Genomic DNA, 17169 nt, shown 5'->3' on the forward strand with positions numbered 1-17169 from the left:
GCTAATGAACGAGCTCAGGCTCAAGGGAAAGTCGGCGTCGGCAGGCGACCCGATCCCATTTTCGCGCCTGCGAGGCGTCCCCGGGAGGATAGGTGGCTAATGGGAGACGACCAGCGAGCCTTCGACAGGTAACGGACCCCGTGGGGAAGCTGATCACCGAGCCGCCGACCGGTGAGCACTATTCGTGCATGTTCGCGGCAACGTCTACATCACCCCATAGGGGATGTTCAGCCAGGCGCAGCTGCAGTACTGCGTCGAAACCCTCGGCGTCGACCGCATCCTCTACTCCGGCGGCGCCTCGCTTACTACCCGGTCTGCTGAAGGTTCAGTTCGGGAAGGCAGATCTGGGCGAGGTCCTCCAGCGGGACCGCCAGCACAGCCGCGAGTGCGGCGACTGTCGTGAAGGCCGGAGTTGCCAGACGTCCCGTCTCGATCTTGCGCAGGGTCTCGGGTGAGATCGACGCGGCATGCGCCACTTCGGCGGGCTTGCGGTCGCCGCGCGCCTGCCGGAGGTAAGCGCCGAGTCGCTTGCCGGCGGCGCGCTGCTGCGGCGTCAAAGGGGATCGCACCATGCGACAAGGATACGCCACGCTCGGTATGAAAATACCGAGCCATCCACTAGCCTGGTATTTCTATACCGGGTTGTCTGCGAGAAAGTGGAGTGTGAGCGCGTGTTGGAACTGAAGACGTCACAGGAGATCGAGGCAATGCGCACCACCGGCGCGTTCATCGCCGAACTGCTCGACGACCTGCAATCGCGCGCCCTGGTCGGGGCGAATCTGCTCGACCTCGAACACCGCGCCCGGCACCTGATCGAGGAGCGCGGAGCGCTGTCCTGCTACTGGGACTATGCGCCGTCATTCGGCCGCGGTCCGTTCCACAACGTCATCTGCCTGTCCGTCAACGATGCGGTGCTCCACGGGCTACCGCACGACTACACCCTGCGCGACGGGGACTTGCTGAGCATGGACATCGCGGTATCGATCGACGGGTGGGTGGCCGACTCGGCGCGCAGCCTGATCGTCGGCACACCCCGAGCGGACGACCAGCGACTGATCGAGGCCACCGAGCGCGCCCTCGCCGCCGGTATCGACGCCGCACGTCCGGGCGGGCGCCTCGGCGACATTTCCGCGGCAATCGGTGCGGTCGCCGCCGACTACGGCTACCCGGTCAACACCGAATTCGGCGGGCACGGACTCGGTCGAACGATGCACGAGGACCCGCACGTGTCCAACCAGGGGCGGGCCGGACGGGGCCTGGTGCTGCGACCCGGATTGACCCTCGCACTCGAGCCCTGGTTCGCCCGCGGAACCGACAAGATCGTCTACGACCCCGACGGGTGGACCATCCGATCGGCCGACGGCTCGCGGACCGCCCACAGCGAACACACGATTGCAATCACCGACGGTGATCCGCTCGTCCTGACACGCCGCTCGTCCTGAGCCTGGTCGGCGACCGACTCGACCTCCTGGTCGTCAACCCTCCGTATGAGGTGAATTTGATGGGTTATCAATCTTGATTGAGGTGCCAGTCACAGCAAGACTGGCTGCATGAGCATCAGCAATTCCCCACCGAAGTGGCACAAGCGCTCGCGGATCCGTAGGTCCGACGAGACAAGCCCCGCCTACGCCTAGTTCACCGCCGCTGCGGCCTCCGGTGACGGCGATGCCACGCAGCCCGCCGCGCGAGCGCCGCGCCGGGCGTCCCGGCCCGAATCCTCTTTCGATTCGGGTACAGACGTGTCCGAGCGAGGCAGGTATTCGACTCGGCACCAACCCTTTTCAAGTCATCCTCAGTCGCCCTGCCGTCCTCACGGTGGGCGGCGAACGAGTCCCGATATGGAGCCGACATGGACATGTTGCTCGCTGGTGAGTGGCGTGGCGCCACTGACCGCACCACCGACCTCATCCGATCACCGTTCGACGGCCGCGTGATCGATTCGGTTCCGGTGGCCACCGCCGCCGATGCCGCCTTCGCCCTGGACCGGGCAGAGGCCGGTGCCCGAATCCAGCGAGCCACTCCCGCTCATGAGCGGGTGGCGACCTTGATGCGTGCGGCCGATCTGGCCGACGAACGGGCGGAGGACATCGCGCAGACCATCAGCGCCGAGACCGGGAAGCCGATCAGCGAGGCGCGCGGAGAGGCCGACCGGTCCGGCAGCATCATCCGGTTGGCAGCGTTCGAGGGCAGCCAGCTCTACGGCTCGACGCTGCCGCTGGACGCCAACCCCGGAACCGGGCTCGAGAAGGTCGGGTTCACGCTGCGCCAGCCCTGCGGGATCGTCGTGGCGATCACACCGTTCAACTACCCGGCACTGTTGGTGTTGCACAAGATCGCTCCGGCGCTGGCCGCCGGTAATGCGGTTGTACTCAAGCCTGCCCGCACCACCCCACTGACCGCACTGAAACTCGCCGAGTGCTTCGTCGACGCCGGCCTCGCCCCCGAGTCCCTGTCAGTTCTGACCGGCCCGGGCTCCGCGCTCGGTGACGTCCTGGTCACCGACCCACGGGTTCGCAAGGTGTCGTTCACCGGCTCGACCGGAATCGGCACCCGCATCAGTTCGCTTGCGGGAGTCAAGAAGCTGTCGCTGGAGTTGGGTGCCTCCTGCCCGGTGATCGTTCTCCCGGACGCCGACATCGAACTTGCCGCCTCGGCGGTCGCGGCCGGCGGCTACATCAACGCCGGACAGGTCTGCATCAGCGTGCAGCGGGTCATCGTGGATCAGTCCGTCGAGGCGGACTTCCTCGACGCCCTGGTCCCGAAGGTCGAGAGCATCGTCGTCGGCGACCCCGCGAACACCGACACCAGGCTGGGCTCGCTGATTTCCGAAGCCGAAGCCACACGCGTACATTCGGCGATCGCCGACGCAGCGCTGGCCGGTGCGAAGGTCCTCACCGGCGGTGACCGGGACGGCGCCGTCGTCACCCCGACCGTCGTCGCCGGCGTCGACCCCTCTTCCCCGTTCAGCCGCGACGAACTGTTCGGCCCCGCGGTCGCGGTCTCGTCCGCCGCCGACATCGAGTCGGCGATCGACCTCGCCAACGACAACGACTACGGCCTCGGCGCAGGACTGTTCACCTCGGACGTCTCGGCGACCACGCGGGCGATGCGGCAGATCGACGCCGGCAACATCCACATCAACTGGACCCCGCTCTGGCGCGCCGACCTCATGCCGTACGGCGGCCTGAAGGGCAGCGGCATCGGCAAGGAAGGCGTCCGCTCGGCGGTCGAGGAAATGACCGAGGAGAAGACCATCGTCCTCCACGGCCGCCCCTGGTAACCCGCCTCCCCCTCAGGCACTTTCGTGGCACTCACAGAAAACGACGACATGACATCACTGAGCACACACAAGACCGTGCGGCTGACCACGGCCCAGGCGGTAGTGAAGTATCTCGCGGCGCAGTACTCGGTTGCCGACGGCGACCGTCGCCGCCTCATCCCGGCCGCACTGGGCATCTTCGGGCACGGCAACGTCGCGGGCCTCGGACAGGCCCTCGACGAACTGTCCGACGAACTGCCGTTCATTCAGGGTCGGCACGAGCAGTACCTCGCTCACATCGCCACCGCGTACGCCAAGGCCAGCCGCCGCCGCGCCACCCTCGCGGTGACCGCGTCCATCGGACCGGGTGCGCTGAATCTGGTCACCGCCGCCGGTTTGGCCACCATCAACCGGCTCCCGTTGCTGCTGCTACCCGGTGACACCTACGCCACCCGGCACCAGGGACCGGTGCTCCAGCAACTCGAGCACGCCAGCGAATCCGACACCACCGTCAACGACACGTTCCGTCCGGTGGCGAAGTTCTTCGACCGCATCAACCGCCCGGAGCAACTGCTGACCGCGCTCCCGCAGGCGATGCGAGTACTGACCAGCCCCACCGACACCGGTGCCGTGGTGCTGTCGCTGCCGCAGGACATCCAGTCCCACGCGTTCGACTTCCCCGTCGAGTTCTTCGAACCGCGTGACTGGAAGATCCGCCGCCCGCTGCCCGACCCCGCGGAGGTCGACGACGTCGCCGCCCAGATTCGGGAGGCAGAGCGTCCGGTGATTATCGCCGGTGGCGGCGTGCACTATTCGGATGCCACCGCGGCACTCGAGGAACTCGCCGAGCAGGTCGGGATTCCGGTGGTCGAGTCGTTCGGCGGCAAGGGCGCGGTCAGTCGCGACGAGTGGTGGCAGGTCGGCGGCGTCGGCCTCGAGGGCAACTTCGCCTCGAACAAGCTGGTCAAGCAGGCCGACCTGGTGATCAGTGTCGGCACCCGGCTGACCGACTTCGTCACCGGCTCGCAGTCGATCTTCGAGAACGAGAACGTCCGCTTCGCATCACTGAACGTGGTCGACGCCGACACCCGCAAGCAGGGTGCCACCGGGATCCTGGCCGACGCCCGTCTCGGCCTCGCCGCGCTGACCGCCGCGCTTGCCGCACACACCACCAGCACCGCGTGGCAGGAGACGGTGCGGACGGCGAAGGCGGACTGGGCCCCGATCCGGGCCGCCGCCCTCGACCCGGACACCGCATTCGACCCCGCCGAGCACCCGGACGCGCCGGTCACCGGTGCGGTGCTCACCCAGCCGCAACTGATCGGGCTGCTGCAGGAGCATGCCCGCGGCGGCGACACCATCATCGCCGCCGCCGGCGGCCCGCCCGGCGACCTGCAGAAGGTCTGGGACGCCACCGGCGACCGGCGCGCGCATTTCGAATTCGGGTTCTCCTGCATGGGTTACGAGATCCCGGCCGCAATGGGCGTGCGCCTCGCCGAGGGCAACCACGGCCAGCGGATCGTCACCTTCATCGGCGACGGCACCTACCTGATGGCCCCGACCGAACTGGTCACCGCCGCCCAGGAGGGCCTCGACGTCACCATCGTCGTCTCCGAGAATCACGGCTACCAGGTCATCCACCGCCTGCAGATGAACCGCAACGGAAGGGAATTCGGCAACGAGTTCCGCTACCGCACCGACGGCGACATCATCACCGACAGCGGGGACAAGGCGCGCCTCGAAGGCGACTACCTGAAGGTCGACCTGCGGAAGATCGCCGAAGGCCTCGGCGCCATCGCGATCCGCGCCACCACCACAGCCGAGGTCCGTACCGCACTGGAGCAGACCCGCGAGGTGTCCGGGCCGGTGGTCATCGTGGTTCCGACGGTGCCGCACGTGGACCTGCCTGGCGGGGACGTCTGGTGGGACGTGGCCCCCGCCGAAGTCTCGAACCAGGAATGGGTGCAGAGCCTGCGCGCCGATTACGACAACGCCGTGGGACGGCAGAGGTGGTTCGGATGAGCAACAACAGCCCTCTCGACGCCGGAACCCTGCGTCAGCGTCTGGCACAGGGTGAGACCACCGTCGGCACGTTCGTCGGCATGGCCTCCTCGACCGCGGCCGAGGTGTGTGCCGCGGCCGGTGCCGATTGGATCCTGCTCGACCTCGAACACGGTGCCGGATCGGAAGACGCGCTGCGGGATTCGATTCTCGCCGCCGGCGCCTACGGGGTTCCGACGGTGGTGCGGGTCGAATCCGGGGAACGTATCCGGATCGGGCGGGTCCTCGATCAGGGTGCCGCCGGTGTGATGGTGCCGCGCCTGGACAAGCCCGATCAGGTAGTCGACGCGATCACCCACCTGGCGTACCCGCCTCGCGGCGACCGCGGGGTCGCCACCTACAACCGCTCCTGCCGGTGGGGCATGGACCGCTCCGTCCTGCTCGCCGAGGAGCAGGCGACGCTCGGGGTGATCCAGATCGAAACTCTCGCCGCCCTCGACGCGGTCGACGAGATCGCCGCCCAGGACGGGGTCGACGTACTGTTCGTCGGCCCACTGGACCTGTCGTTCGCACTCGGGGTGCCGCTGCAGTTCGACAGCCCGGTCTTCACCGCGGCCCTCGGGCGGGTGCTCGAGGCCGCCCACCAGCACGGCAAGACCGCGGGCATCCTCGCCGCCAACGCCGCCCTGGCAGCCGGCTACGTCGAACTCGGCTTCCGATTCGTGGCCATCGGCTCCGATTCCACCCTGCTCGCCGCGGCGCTGTCCGAGGCGTTCGCTACCGCCCGCCCCGAACAAGACCAGTAAAGGAAGTCATCGTGAGCACAACCCGCACCGTCGGAGTCGGACTGATCAGCGTCGGCTGGATGGGACAACTGCACGCCCGCGCGTACCGCGACGTCCCGATCGTCTACCCCGAACTCGGGGTCACCCCGAAGCTGGTGATCGCCGCCGATACCGCCGCGAGCCGTGTCGACTTCGCCAAGAATGTCCTCGGTTTCGCCGAGGGCACCACCGACTATCGCGAGGTGCTCGCGCACCCGGACGTCGACGTCGTCTCCATCTGCGCACCGAATTTCCTGCACGCCGAGATCGGCATCGCCGCGGCGAAGGCGGGCAAGCACTTCTGGATCGAAAAGCCCGTGGGACGCAGCTACACCGAGACCGCGGCGATCGAGGCCGCGGCCACCGACGCCGGGGTAATCACCTCGATCGGGTACAACTACCGACACGCCCCCGCCGTCGAGCACGCCCGGAAGCTGATCACCGAGGGCAGCCTCGGCCGGATCACCAACGTGCGGGCCTCGTTCTTCTCCGGATACGCCAACGAACCCAACGGCGCCCTGTCCTGGCGATTCGACCGCGAACTCGCCGGCTCCGGTGTGCTGGCGGACCTGTTCAGCCACGCGAGCGACCTGTGCCAGTACGTGGTCGGGCCGATCGCCGAGATCAACGCGCTCACCAGCACCGTCTACACCGAACGCCCGAAGCTGGCGATGGGATCGGGCACCCATTTCGCGGTCATCGAGAACGGTGAGATGGGTCCGGTGGAGAACGAGGACTACGCCGCCGCGCTGGTGCGGTTCGGCTCCGAAGGCCCCGGGTCGGGTGCGGTGGGCACAATCGAGGCGTCCCGGGTGATCGTCGGACCCGAGTGCGGCTACCAGATCGAGGTCTACGGCACCGAGGGCTCGCTGAAGTGGGACTTCGAGCGGATGAACGAACTGAAGGTGTGCCTGGGCCGCACCAACGCCGAACAGGGCTACCTCACCGTCAACGCCAGCCCGAAGCACGGCGACTACTCCCGCTTCCAGCCCGGCCCGGGCAACGCCCTCGGCTTCGACGACCTCAAGACGATCGAGGCCAAGAAGTTCCTGCTCGCCGTCACCGGTGGGCCGCAGGAGAACTCGAACGTGCACGACGCCGCGTCGGCGGCGGCGATCGTCACCGCCGCCGAGACCTCCGCCGCCACCGGGCAGTGGCAGAAGCTCGACGTCGTCGCGGGCACCACCGCCTCCCGCACCGCCTGACCACCGCTTTCGACACCTGCAAGGACGCTGATGTCAACAACGATCTCCACGCAACTGTTCGTCGGCCTGGGCCCGCTCGACCGGGAGCTCGTCGACCCGTATCTGGCCGCCCATCACCAACTGGTTCTCGACCCCACCGAGGAACAACTGGCGGTCGCCGAGGCGGCGATCGTGCGGGCGGCGTTCACCGTCGACGCAGCGATGCTCGACCGGATGCCGTCGCTGAAGGTCCTCGCCCGCACGGGAGTCGGCACCGACCTCGTCGACGTCGCCGAGGCGCGGCGGCGCGGGATCCCGGTGGTCATCACCCCGGGCACCAACACCGTCTCGGTCGCCGAGGGTGTCTTCGCGCACCTGCTCTCGTTGGTCAAGCGCCTGCCGACGCTGACCGGCGTGGTGCGGCGCGGCCGCTGGGCCGAACGCGGAAACGTGACCGTCGGGGACCTCGAGGGAGCAACGTTGGGCATCGTCGGGTTCGGGCGGATCGGCCGCAAGGTTGCCCAGATCGCCGAAGCGTTCGACCTGACCGTGCGGGCCTACGATCCGTTCGCCGAGATCCCCGAGGCGTACCGGTGTGCCGATGTCGACGAGGTGCTCACCGCGAGTGACTTCGTCACCCTGCACACGCCGCTGACCGCGGAGAACCATCACCTGATCAACGAGACGAGGCTGGCAGTCATGCGGCCGGGATCGATCCTGGTCAACTGCAGCCGCGGCGCGCTGATCGACCTCGACGCCGCGCACGCGGCGTTGCAGTCCGGGCACCTCGCGGGACTCGGCCTCGACGTCTTCGATCGCGAACCGCCCGAACACCACCCGGTGTTCGACCACGCCAACACAACTCTCAGCCCGCACCTGATGGGGTTCACGGATCGGGCGATGGCCCTGACGATCCGTGCCGCGGTCGAGGGCGCCATCGCGGTTCTCGACGGCCGCGACCCGGCCGCGGTGGCGTCATGACCGTCCGGGTGGGTGTGATCGGCGTCGGGGTGATGGGCGCCGATCACGTCCGGACACTGCACGCGGTGGTCTCCGGGGCAACGGTCACCGTGATCACCGACTTCGACGCCTCCCGCGCCGCCACGATCGCGGAAGAGGTCGGCGCCCGCACCGTCGCGACCGCGGCAGAGCTGATCGCCGCCCCGGACGTCGACGCGGTGATCATCGCGTCCCACGACTCCGCCCACGCCGAGCAGGTGAGTCTGTGCCTCGATCACCGCAAGCCGGTGCTGTGCGAGAAGCCGCTGGCCCCGAGTGTCGACGAATGCGCCAGCCTGGTCACCCGGGAAGAGCACCTGGCACTGGCGAATCCGCTGATCTCCGTGGGTTTCATGCGCCGATTCCATGCGCCGTACGAGGAATTGGCAACGGCGATCCGGTCCGGATCCGTCGGCACCCCGTTGCTGATCCGAGCATCCCACCGCAACGTGACCGCATATCCGGGTGGAAATTCGACCGACACCGTCACCAACTCCGCAATTCACGAAATCGACATCACCCGTTGGCTTCTCCGGTCCGAGATCGTCGAGGTCAGCTGGCACGCACCGAAGTCCACCTCCATGGACACCTCCCGGCGCGACCCGCAGATTCTGATGCTGCGTACCGCCGACGATGTGCTGACCGTGGTCGATGTGTTCGTCAACGCACGATACGGTTACGACGTGCGCTGCGAGGTGGTCGGCGAAACCGGAGCAGTGAGCCTGGCGCCGAGTCACGCCCTGACGGTCGACGCGTCGCTGCGTTCGACGGCCACGTACCCGGAGGACTGGCGGCCGCTGTTCGCCGACAGCTACCGGCGGCAGTTGCAGGCATGGGTCGACGCCCTCACCGAGGGGACCCGCAGCCCATTGGCGTCCGCCCGCGACGGTCTGCGCGCCATCGAGGTGGCGGAAGCGCTGATCGTATCGATGAACAATGTGGGCGCCGTCACCCCGGTGAAGAATTCATGACCGTCGCTCTACGACTTCCTCGCCATCCGCGTTCTACGATCGAGACGACCACCGAAGGGTACGACGAGGCATGACCCACTCACCACGTCCGGAACTATTGGCCGCATGCTGGACTTCAGCCGGTGACGTGATGCCTGCACGAGGTTCGGACCGCAGTCCGGTCCCAATCCGGGACCGGATCGAAGCGGTCGCCCGAACCGGCTACACCGGATTCGGATTGACCCGCCCCGACCTGGTCGCCGCGCGCGAGACGATCGGCCTGGGCGCCGTCGCGAAAATGCTCGCCGACAACGGCATCACCCATGTCCAACTCGAGTGGATCACGAACTGGTGGACCACCGGGGAGGCCCGCGCAGCGTCGGACGATGTCCGCCGGGACCTGTTCGAGGCCGCCCCCGTCCTCGGAGTCGACAACATCAAGGTCGGCGCGGACGACGACGGGATCGCCGTCTCCTTCGACCTGCTCTGCGAGCAGTTCGACGCGCTCGCTACGGACGGCGCCGCCGCGGGTGTGAAGATCGCGTTCGAGAACACCCCGTTCTCGCACCACGTCAAGACCACCGAACAGGCTGCGCGGTTCGTCCAGGACGTCGGCAACCCCAACGGCGGGCTCATCCTGGACATCTGGCACGCCTTCCGGGGTGGGACGGACTACCACACGTTGACGGAGATCATTCCGTCGCGCTTCGTGTTCGGCGTCGAACTCGACGACGGTTGGACTGCCGTGCGGGGAACCGATCTCGAGGACACCTTCGACAACCGGGTTCCCTGTGGCGAGGGCCAATTCGCCGTCCCGAAGTTCATCGATGCGGTCCGCCGCGTCGGCTTCGACGGACCGTGGGGTATCGAGCACATGTCGCAGGAGTTCCGGAAACTGCCCGTCGCCGAGGCACTCTCCCGGGCACGCGACGGCGCCCTGCGGTGCTTCGAGGTCGCCGACCTGGCGGCCGCGAATGGGGACGACAGCTGATCTCATCGGCTCTCCCATCGCCATCCGGTCTGCGGCGGTGAGGTGAAAATGATGGGAATACCGTATTGATTGAGGCGTGCGTCACAGCAAGACTGGCAAGGGCGCACAGACAGTGGATTGTGCAGTCGCTGCTCGGACTGGCCGTGTGCATCACCGACCCACCGGCACAGACGCCGATGGGGACAGAACGAAAGGAATCCAGTGGCCACCCTGTTGAACGGGAAAGTCGTTCTGATCAGCGGCGGGACGCAAGGTGTCGGCGCAGGCGTCGTGCGAGCCGCGGCCCGCGAAGGCGCCCGAGTGGTCTTCACCGGCCGCCGGGCCGAGGCCGGCAAGACCCTGGCCGCCGAACTCGACTCCGAGGGCGCGCAGGTCCGGTTCGTGCAAGCGGACCTCGTCGACCCGGCCGAGGCGACGAACTCGGTGACCCGGACCATCGAGGAATTCGGCCGCATCGACGCACTGTGCAACGCGGCCGGCCTGACCACCCGCGGCACCCTCGTCGACACCACGCCGGAGTTGTTCGACCAGCACATGGCCGTCAATCTGCGGGCCCCGTTCTTCACCATGCAGGCCGCCGTCGCGGACATGGTGGCGCGGAAGGCGCCGGGAACGATCGTCAACATCATCTCCATCGCGCAGCACGGCGGGCAGTCCTACCTGGCTCCGTACGTGGCGGCGAAGGCCGGGCTGGCGGGGCTGACCCGCAACGCCGCCTACGCGCACCGCTTCGACCGGATCCGGATCAACGGTCTCAACATCGGCTGGACCGAGACCGAGGGCGAGACCGCGACCCAGCAACGCTTCCACGGCGCCGACGACAACTGGGCCGCCGAGGCCGCGGCGAAGGTGCCGATGGGCAAGCTCGGGCAGGTCGACGAGATCGCCGACATGGTGGTGTTCCTGCTCTCGGATCGCAGTGGCGTCGTCACCGGCTCGGTCATCGACTGGGACCAGACCGTCATCGGAGGGCAGGACTGATGGGATCGACACTCGGCGTGATCGGCCTCGGCCGGATCGGCGCATTCCACACCGACACCCTCGCCCAATTGCCGGGGGTGGACGGCCTCGTCGTCACCGACGAGCGTCCGGACGTCACCGCAACCGTGGCCGCCAAGTTCGGGGCGCGCGCGGTCGAGGACGCAGCTGCGGTCTTCGCCTCGGGCGTGGACGGGGTCGTGATCGCGGCCGCCACCCCGGCGCATGCGCCGCTGATCCTGGCCGCCGTCGATGCCGGGATTCCGGTGTTCTGCGAGAAGCCGGTCGCGTTCACCGCCGACGAGAGCTACCAGGTCGTCGAGCGGCTGAAGACGTCGACGGTGCCGGTGCAGATCGGGTACAACCGCCGGTTCGATCCCGCGTTCGTCGCCGCCCGCAACGCCGTCGTGCGAGGGGAACTCGGCTGGCTGCACACGGTGCGCTCGACGACCCTCGACCCGGCGCCGCCGCCGGCGGAGTACGTGGCCGCCTCCGGCGGCATCTTCCGCGACTGCAGCGTCCACGACTTCGACATCGTCCGCTGGGTCGTCGGGCAGGAGGTGACCGAGGTCTACGCTGCCGGATCCAATCAGGGCGATTCCATCTTCGCCGACTGCGGCGACGTCGACACCGCCACCACCACCCTGACGTTCGAGAACGGCACCCTCGGCGTGGTGTCGAACACCCGCTACAACCCCCGCGGCTACGACTGCCGCCTCGAGGTCCACGGCTCCCAGGACAGCGTCGTCGCCGGTTGGGACGCAAGCGCCCCCGTCCGCAATCTCGAACCCGGCGTCACGTTCCCGGACGGCCCACCGCACCGGTTCTTCATGGACCGCTTCACCGCCGCCTACCGCGCCGAACTCGGCGCGTTCCTCGAGGTAATCGCCGGCACCGCACCGTCGCCGTGCACCGCCGCCGACGCCCTCGAGGTGGCGTGGATCGCCGAGGCGGCCACGCTGTCCCTCTCCCACCACCGACCCGTCCAGATGAGTGAGGTTCGACGATGATTCGTATTGCAGGAGCACCTATTTCCTGGGGTGTCTGTGAAGTTCCCGACTGGGGACACCAGCTCGGCGCCGAACGGGTGCTGTCGGAGATGCGCGACGCCGGTCTCGAGGCCGCGGAAATCGGACCCGAGGGCTTCCTGCCGTCCGACCCCCGGCAACTGGCCGACACTCTCGCCTCCTATGACCTGAAGGCGGTCGGCGGGTTCACGCCGGTGCTGCTGCACGACCCCGATCACGACCCGGTCCCGGACATCACCGGCACCCTCGCCGCGTTTACGGCGGCCGGTGCCGAGGTCCTGGTGCTGGCCGCAATCACCGACACCGACGGTTACGATTCACGCCCCGACCTCGACGACGCCGGCTGGAAGACGCTGCTGGGCAACCTCGACCGGCTGCACCGCGTCGCATCGGACCAGGGCATCCGCGCCGTCCTGCATCCGCACGTCGGAACGATGGTCGAGAGGAACCTCGAGGTACAGCGGGTGCTCGACGGCTCCTCGATCCCCCTGTGCCTCGACACCGGCCACTTGCTGATCGGTGGCACCGACCCGCTCGAGCTGGCCCGGGCCGCCGCAGATCGGATCACCCACACCCACCTCAAGGACGTCGACGCCGAATTCGCCGCCCGCGTGCAGGCCGGTGAGCTCAGCTACACCGACGCCGTCGCGCAGGGCATGTACACCCCGCTCGGCACCGGCGACGTCGACATCGAAGGTGTGGTCCGGCACCTCGTGGACTCCGGCTTCGACGGCTGGTTCACCCTCGAACAGGACACCATCCTCGCCGGCGAACCCGAGGGCGAGGGCCCGGTGGCGGACGTGAAGACCAGCGCCGCGTTCCTGCGAAGCCTGTCGCTGTGACATCCCTGCGGATCGGGGTGCTCGGCGCCTCGCGGATCGCGGAATCGGCGATCGTGAGGCCGGCCCAGATCCTGGGTCACCGGCTGGTCGCGGTCGCCGCCCGCGACCGCGACCGGGCCGAGGCGTTCGCGCAGACCTACGGTGTCGAACGGGTCGTCGACTCGTACGCGGATCTGATCGCCGACCCCGAGGTCGACGTGGTCTACAACCCGCTCGCCAACGCCTTCCACGCCGAGTGGAACCTGAAGGCGATCGAAGCCGGCAAGGCGGTGCTGACCGAGAAGCCGTTCGCGCGCAACGCAGTCGAAGCCAAACTGGTGCGGCGCGCGGCGCGGGAACGGGGAGTGCCGATCATGGAAGGGTTTCACTACCTGTTCCACCCGATCATTCAGCGGATGTTCGGCCTGCTCGAGGACGGCACCCTCGGGACGCTGCAGCGGGTCGAGGTGGTCATGCGGATGCCCGAACCCAAGCCGGACGATCCGCGGTGGAGCCTCGACCTCGCCGGCGGGACGGTCATGGATCTCGGCTGCTACAGCCTGCACGTGCACCGGCAGCTCGGCCGGTTCGCCGGCGGCGAACCCACCGTCGTCGCGGCACGAGCGATCGAACGCGACCCCGGGGTCGACGAATCCTGCGACATCGACCTGGTGTTCCCCAGCGGCGCAACGGGTTCCAGCATCAACTCGATGACCTGGGACCGGTTCGAGATGACCCTGCGCTTGGTCGGGGACCGGGGCGAGGCCTTCGCCCACGATTACCCGCTGCAGTCCGGCGATGACCGCATCACCGTCATTACCGACAGCGGTGCCGTCGTCGAACGCCTCGGAACCCGCTCGACGTACACCTACCAGCTCGACACCTTCGCTCGACACCTTGCCGACGGGACCGCGTTCCCGATCGACGCCGACGACGCGGTCACCACCATGGAGCTCATCGACTCCACGTACCGCGCCGCAGGCCTGCCCCTGCGGTAGGTCACCTTCTCCCCACCGGGCCTCGAGAACCGACTTCCCGCGTCCGGTCCGGTGGGGTTCTCCACCCACACTCTCCCTGTCTCCCCTCCCTCGCTGCTTTTCCATGCCTGCATGGTTGCGGCTTCCGAAAGGCCAACCACATGGATACACACGACGGCCGGCCCGTCCCGTTCACAGGCAAGCGCACACGCCGGGTGACCACCCTGGCATTGGGCATCGCCACAGCCGTGTTACTCGCAGGATGCTCGAGCACCGGCGGCAAACCCGAGGCAACGGGTAGTGGCATGGCCTCGGGCACCGCGGACACCCCCCGCGCGACCATTGCGATGATCACGCACGAGGTTCCTGGTGACACCTTCTGGGACCTCATCCGCAAGGGCGCGGAAACCGCGGCGGCCAAGGACAATATCGAACTGCGGTATTCCTCGGATCCCGAGGCACCGAACCAGGCCAACCTCGTCCAGAGCGCCATCGACAGCCGAGTCGACGCCATCGCCGTCACCCTCGCCAAGCCGGACGCGATGTCGCCGGCCGTGCGCGCCGCCACAGACGCGGACATCCCCCTCGTCGTCTTCAACGGGGGAATGGACCAGTACAAGGCCCAGGGCGTGGCCCAGTACTTCGGTCAGGACGAGAAGCTCGCCGGCATCTCGGCCGGGCAGCGCCTGACCGCCGACGGCGCCAAGAAGGCGCTGTGCATCATCCAGGAGCAAGGCCAGATCGCACTCGAGACCCGGTGCGCGGGTGTGATCGAAGGATTCAAGGGACAAACCGAGATCCTCAACGTCAACAGCAAGGACCTGCCCTCGGTCGAGGCGACGATCACCGCGAAACTGCAGCAGGATCCCTCCATCGATCACGTCGTCGCGCTCGGCGCACCGATCGCCCTGACCGCCATCCAGTCCAAGGCCAACGCCGGCAGCGGCGCGACGATCGTCACCTTCGACACCAACGCCGCCCTCGTCGACGCCATCAAGGCCGGGGACGTCAAATGGGCCATCGACCAGCAGCCGTTCCTGCAGGCTACCTCGCGGTGGACTCGCTGTGGCTGTACCTGAACAACCGCAACACCATCGGAGGTGGAATGCCGACACTGACCGGCCCCTCCTTCATCGACCAGTCCAACATCGACTCGATCGCCGAGTACGCCAAGGCCGGAACCCGCTGAGCACGGTGCCCGGCACAGCATCGCGACTGCCGGGCACCGTCGGCGTAACGGAAGGAAAGTCATGTCCACACAGCAAGATCTGGACCTTGCCAGTCACAAGGTCGTCCACGACGAACGGGTGAAGGAACAAAAACGCCTGCAACGGCTGCTGGTCCGCCCCGAGATCGGGTCCCTGTTCGGTGCGATCGCGATCTTCGTCTTCTTCATGGTCGTCGCACCCCCGTTCCGCAGCCCCGAGGCGCTGGCCACGGTGCTCTACGCCTCCTCCACGATCGGGATCATGGCCTGCGCGGTCGCGCTGCTGATGATCGGCGGGGAGTTCGACCTCTCCGCCGGCGTCGCGGTCACCACCAGCTCGCTGGCGGCGTCGATGATCACCTACAACCTGCACCTGAACCTGTGGGCCGGCGCCGCCCTCGCCCTGGTGGTCTCGCTCGCGGTCGGGTTCTTCAACGGCTACCTGGTGATGAAGACGAAGATCCCCAGCTTCCTGATCACCCTGAGCTCGTTTCTGATGCTCACCGGCATCAACCTGGCCGTCACCAAACTCGTCACCGGGCAGGTCGCCACCCCCAGCGTCTCGGACATGGCCGGTTTCGACTCGGCGAAGAAGGTGTTCGCGTCCTCGTTCGTCGTCGGCGGGGTGTCCGTCCGCATCACCGTGCTCTGGTGGCTGCTGTTCACCGCGATCGCCACCTGGGTGCTGTTCAAGACCCGGATCGGGAACTGGATCTTCGCCGTCGGCGGCAACCAGGACTCCGCCCGCGCCATCGGCGTCCCGGTCACCAGGGTCAAGATCGGGTTGTTCATGACCGTCGGGTTCGCCGCCTGGTTCGTCGGCATGCACCTGCTGTTCTCGTTCAACACCGTCCAATCCGGGCAGGGCATCGGCAACGAGTTCCTCTACATCATCGCCGCGGTGATCGGTGGCTGCCTGCTCACCGGTGGCTACGGCACCGCGATCGGCGCCGCGATCGGCGCGTTCATCTTCGGTATGACGAACCAGGGCATCGTCTACGCCGGCTGGAACCCGGACTGGTTCAAGTTCTTCCTCGGCGCGATGCTGCTGTTCGCGGTCATCGCCAACAACGCCTTCCGCAACTACGCCGCCAAGAGGTGACCCGCATGAGTACCATCGAACAGATGCCCGTCGATACCGAACCCGGTGGTGGCGACAAGATCCCGCTGATCGAACTGAAACACGTCGGCAAGCAGTACGGCAACATCATCGCCCTGCAGGACATCAACCTGCGCGTGAAGGCCGGGGAGGTCACCGGTGTGCTCGGCGACAACGGGGCCGGCAAGTCCACCCTGATCAAGATCATGGCCGGGCTGCACCAGCAGAGCGAGGGTGAGCTGCTCGTCGACGGTGAAGCCCTCACGTTCGGCTCCCCGAAGGAGGCCCTGTCCAAGGGCATCGCCACCGTGTACCAGGATTTGGCGGTGGTATCGCTGATGCCGGTGTGGCGCAACTTCTTCCTCGGCCAGGAACTGCGGAAGGGACCGCTCAAGACCCTCGACGCGAACGGTATGCGCGCCACCACGATGTCCGAGTTGTCGAAGATGGGCATCGAGCTGCCCGACGTCGACGCCCCCATCGGCTCGCTCTCCGGCGGTCAGCGCCAGTGCGTGGCGATCGCCCGGGCGATCTTCTTCGGCGCCCGCGTCCTGATCCTCGACGAGCCCACCGCCGCCCTCGGTGTCAAGCAGTCCGGGATGGTGCTGCGCTACATCTCCGCCGCCAAGGAACAGGGCTTCGGGGTCGTGTTCATCACCCACAACCCGCACCACGCCTACATGGTCGGTGACCACTTCGTGCTCCTCAACCGGGGCCGGCAGAAACTGGACTGCACCTTCGACGAGATCAGCCTCGAAGAACTCACCCAGCAGATGGCCGGCGGCGACGAACTCGAAGCACTCACCCACGAACTCCGGCGCTAGGACACCCCGTCCCCGGTCCGCATCGGC

Annotated in this window: 15 protein-coding genes and 1 pseudogene; 15 read left to right on the forward strand and 1 reads right to left on the reverse strand. The window is 67.6% G+C overall.

The features are described 5' to 3' along the window. Positions 1-305: 305 nt before the first annotated feature. Positions 306-572, reverse strand: a complete 267-nt coding sequence (locus tag JWS14_RS03230; protein WP_012687703.1) for a helix-turn-helix domain-containing protein — start codon at positions 570-572, stop codon at positions 306-308. Positions 573-671: 99 nt separating this feature from the next. Here JWS14_RS03230 and map point away from each other — a divergent pair, with 99 nt between their 5' ends. The 15 genes and pseudogenes from map (at position 672) to JWS14_RS03305 (ending at position 17142) form a co-directional block, all read left to right on the forward strand. Continuing rightward, positions 672-1442, forward strand: coding sequence for a type I methionyl aminopeptidase (map, locus tag JWS14_RS03235; RefSeq protein WP_206012480.1), 771 nt, complete (start codon positions 672-674; stop codon positions 1440-1442). Positions 1443-1849: 407 nt separating this feature from the next. Further along, a complete protein-coding gene (locus tag JWS14_RS03240) occupies positions 1850-3280 on the forward strand; it encodes an aldehyde dehydrogenase family protein (protein ID WP_206012481.1) in 1431 nt (476 codons plus the stop codon). A gap of 24 nt (positions 3281-3304) precedes the next feature. Further along, a complete protein-coding gene (iolD, locus tag JWS14_RS03245) occupies positions 3305-5281 on the forward strand; it encodes a 3D-(3,5/4)-trihydroxycyclohexane-1,2-dione acylhydrolase (decyclizing) (protein ID WP_241031250.1) in 1977 nt (658 codons plus the stop codon). Then, positions 5278-6066, forward strand: a complete 789-nt coding sequence (locus JWS14_RS03250) for an HpcH/HpaI aldolase family protein (RefSeq protein ID WP_095863885.1) — start codon at positions 5278-5280, stop codon at positions 6064-6066. The genes iolD and JWS14_RS03250 overlap by 4 nt, the downstream gene beginning before the upstream one ends. An 11-nt stretch (positions 6067-6077) precedes the next feature. Further along, on the forward strand, positions 6078-7289 hold the full coding sequence (locus tag JWS14_RS03255) for a Gfo/Idh/MocA family protein (protein WP_241031251.1): 1212 nt from the start codon (positions 6078-6080) through the stop codon (positions 7287-7289). A 30-nt stretch (positions 7290-7319) separates the two neighbouring features. Further along, on the forward strand, positions 7320-8249 hold the full coding sequence (locus tag JWS14_RS03260; protein WP_072951169.1) for an NAD(P)-dependent oxidoreductase: 930 nt from the start codon (positions 7320-7322) through the stop codon (positions 8247-8249). After that, positions 8246-9238, forward strand: a complete 993-nt coding sequence (locus JWS14_RS03265; protein ID WP_206012482.1) for a Gfo/Idh/MocA family protein — start codon at positions 8246-8248, stop codon at positions 9236-9238. Before JWS14_RS03260 ends, JWS14_RS03265 begins: the two co-directional genes overlap by 4 nt. A 130-nt stretch (positions 9239-9368) precedes the next feature. Further along, on the forward strand, positions 9369-10208 hold the full coding sequence (locus tag JWS14_RS03270; protein ID WP_241031252.1) for a sugar phosphate isomerase/epimerase family protein: 840 nt from the start codon (positions 9369-9371) through the stop codon (positions 10206-10208). Between the two features lie 201 nt (positions 10209-10409). Continuing rightward, complete coding sequence (locus tag JWS14_RS03275; RefSeq protein WP_072951176.1) at positions 10410-11189, forward strand: SDR family oxidoreductase; 780 nt, start codon at positions 10410-10412, stop codon at positions 11187-11189. Beyond that, positions 11189-12196, forward strand: a complete 1008-nt coding sequence (locus JWS14_RS03280; RefSeq protein WP_095863881.1) for a Gfo/Idh/MocA family protein — start codon at positions 11189-11191, stop codon at positions 12194-12196. Before JWS14_RS03275 ends, JWS14_RS03280 begins: the two co-directional genes overlap by 1 nt. Further along, a complete protein-coding gene (locus tag JWS14_RS03285) occupies positions 12193-13056 on the forward strand; it encodes a sugar phosphate isomerase/epimerase family protein (RefSeq protein WP_206012484.1) in 864 nt (287 codons plus the stop codon). Before JWS14_RS03280 ends, JWS14_RS03285 begins: the two co-directional genes overlap by 4 nt. Further along, positions 13053-14033, forward strand: a complete 981-nt coding sequence (locus JWS14_RS03290; protein ID WP_206012485.1) for a Gfo/Idh/MocA family protein — start codon at positions 13053-13055, stop codon at positions 14031-14033. Before JWS14_RS03285 ends, JWS14_RS03290 begins: the two co-directional genes overlap by 4 nt. A 140-nt stretch (positions 14034-14173) precedes the next feature. Then, positions 14174-15201: pseudogene (locus JWS14_RS03295) on the forward strand (substrate-binding domain-containing protein). Positions 15202-15262: 61 nt separating this feature from the next. Then, a complete protein-coding gene (locus tag JWS14_RS03300; protein ID WP_206012486.1) occupies positions 15263-16321 on the forward strand; it encodes an ABC transporter permease in 1059 nt (352 codons plus the stop codon). Positions 16322-16326: 5 nt separating this feature from the next. Continuing rightward, complete coding sequence (locus tag JWS14_RS03305; protein ID WP_072951781.1) at positions 16327-17142, forward strand: ATP-binding cassette domain-containing protein; 816 nt, start codon at positions 16327-16329, stop codon at positions 17140-17142. Positions 17143-17169 lie beyond the last annotated feature (27 nt).

Source organism: Rhodococcus koreensis (assembly GCF_017068375.1).
GTDB classification, from domain to species: Bacteria; Actinomycetota; Actinomycetes; order Mycobacteriales; family Mycobacteriaceae; genus Rhodococcus_F; species Rhodococcus_F koreensis.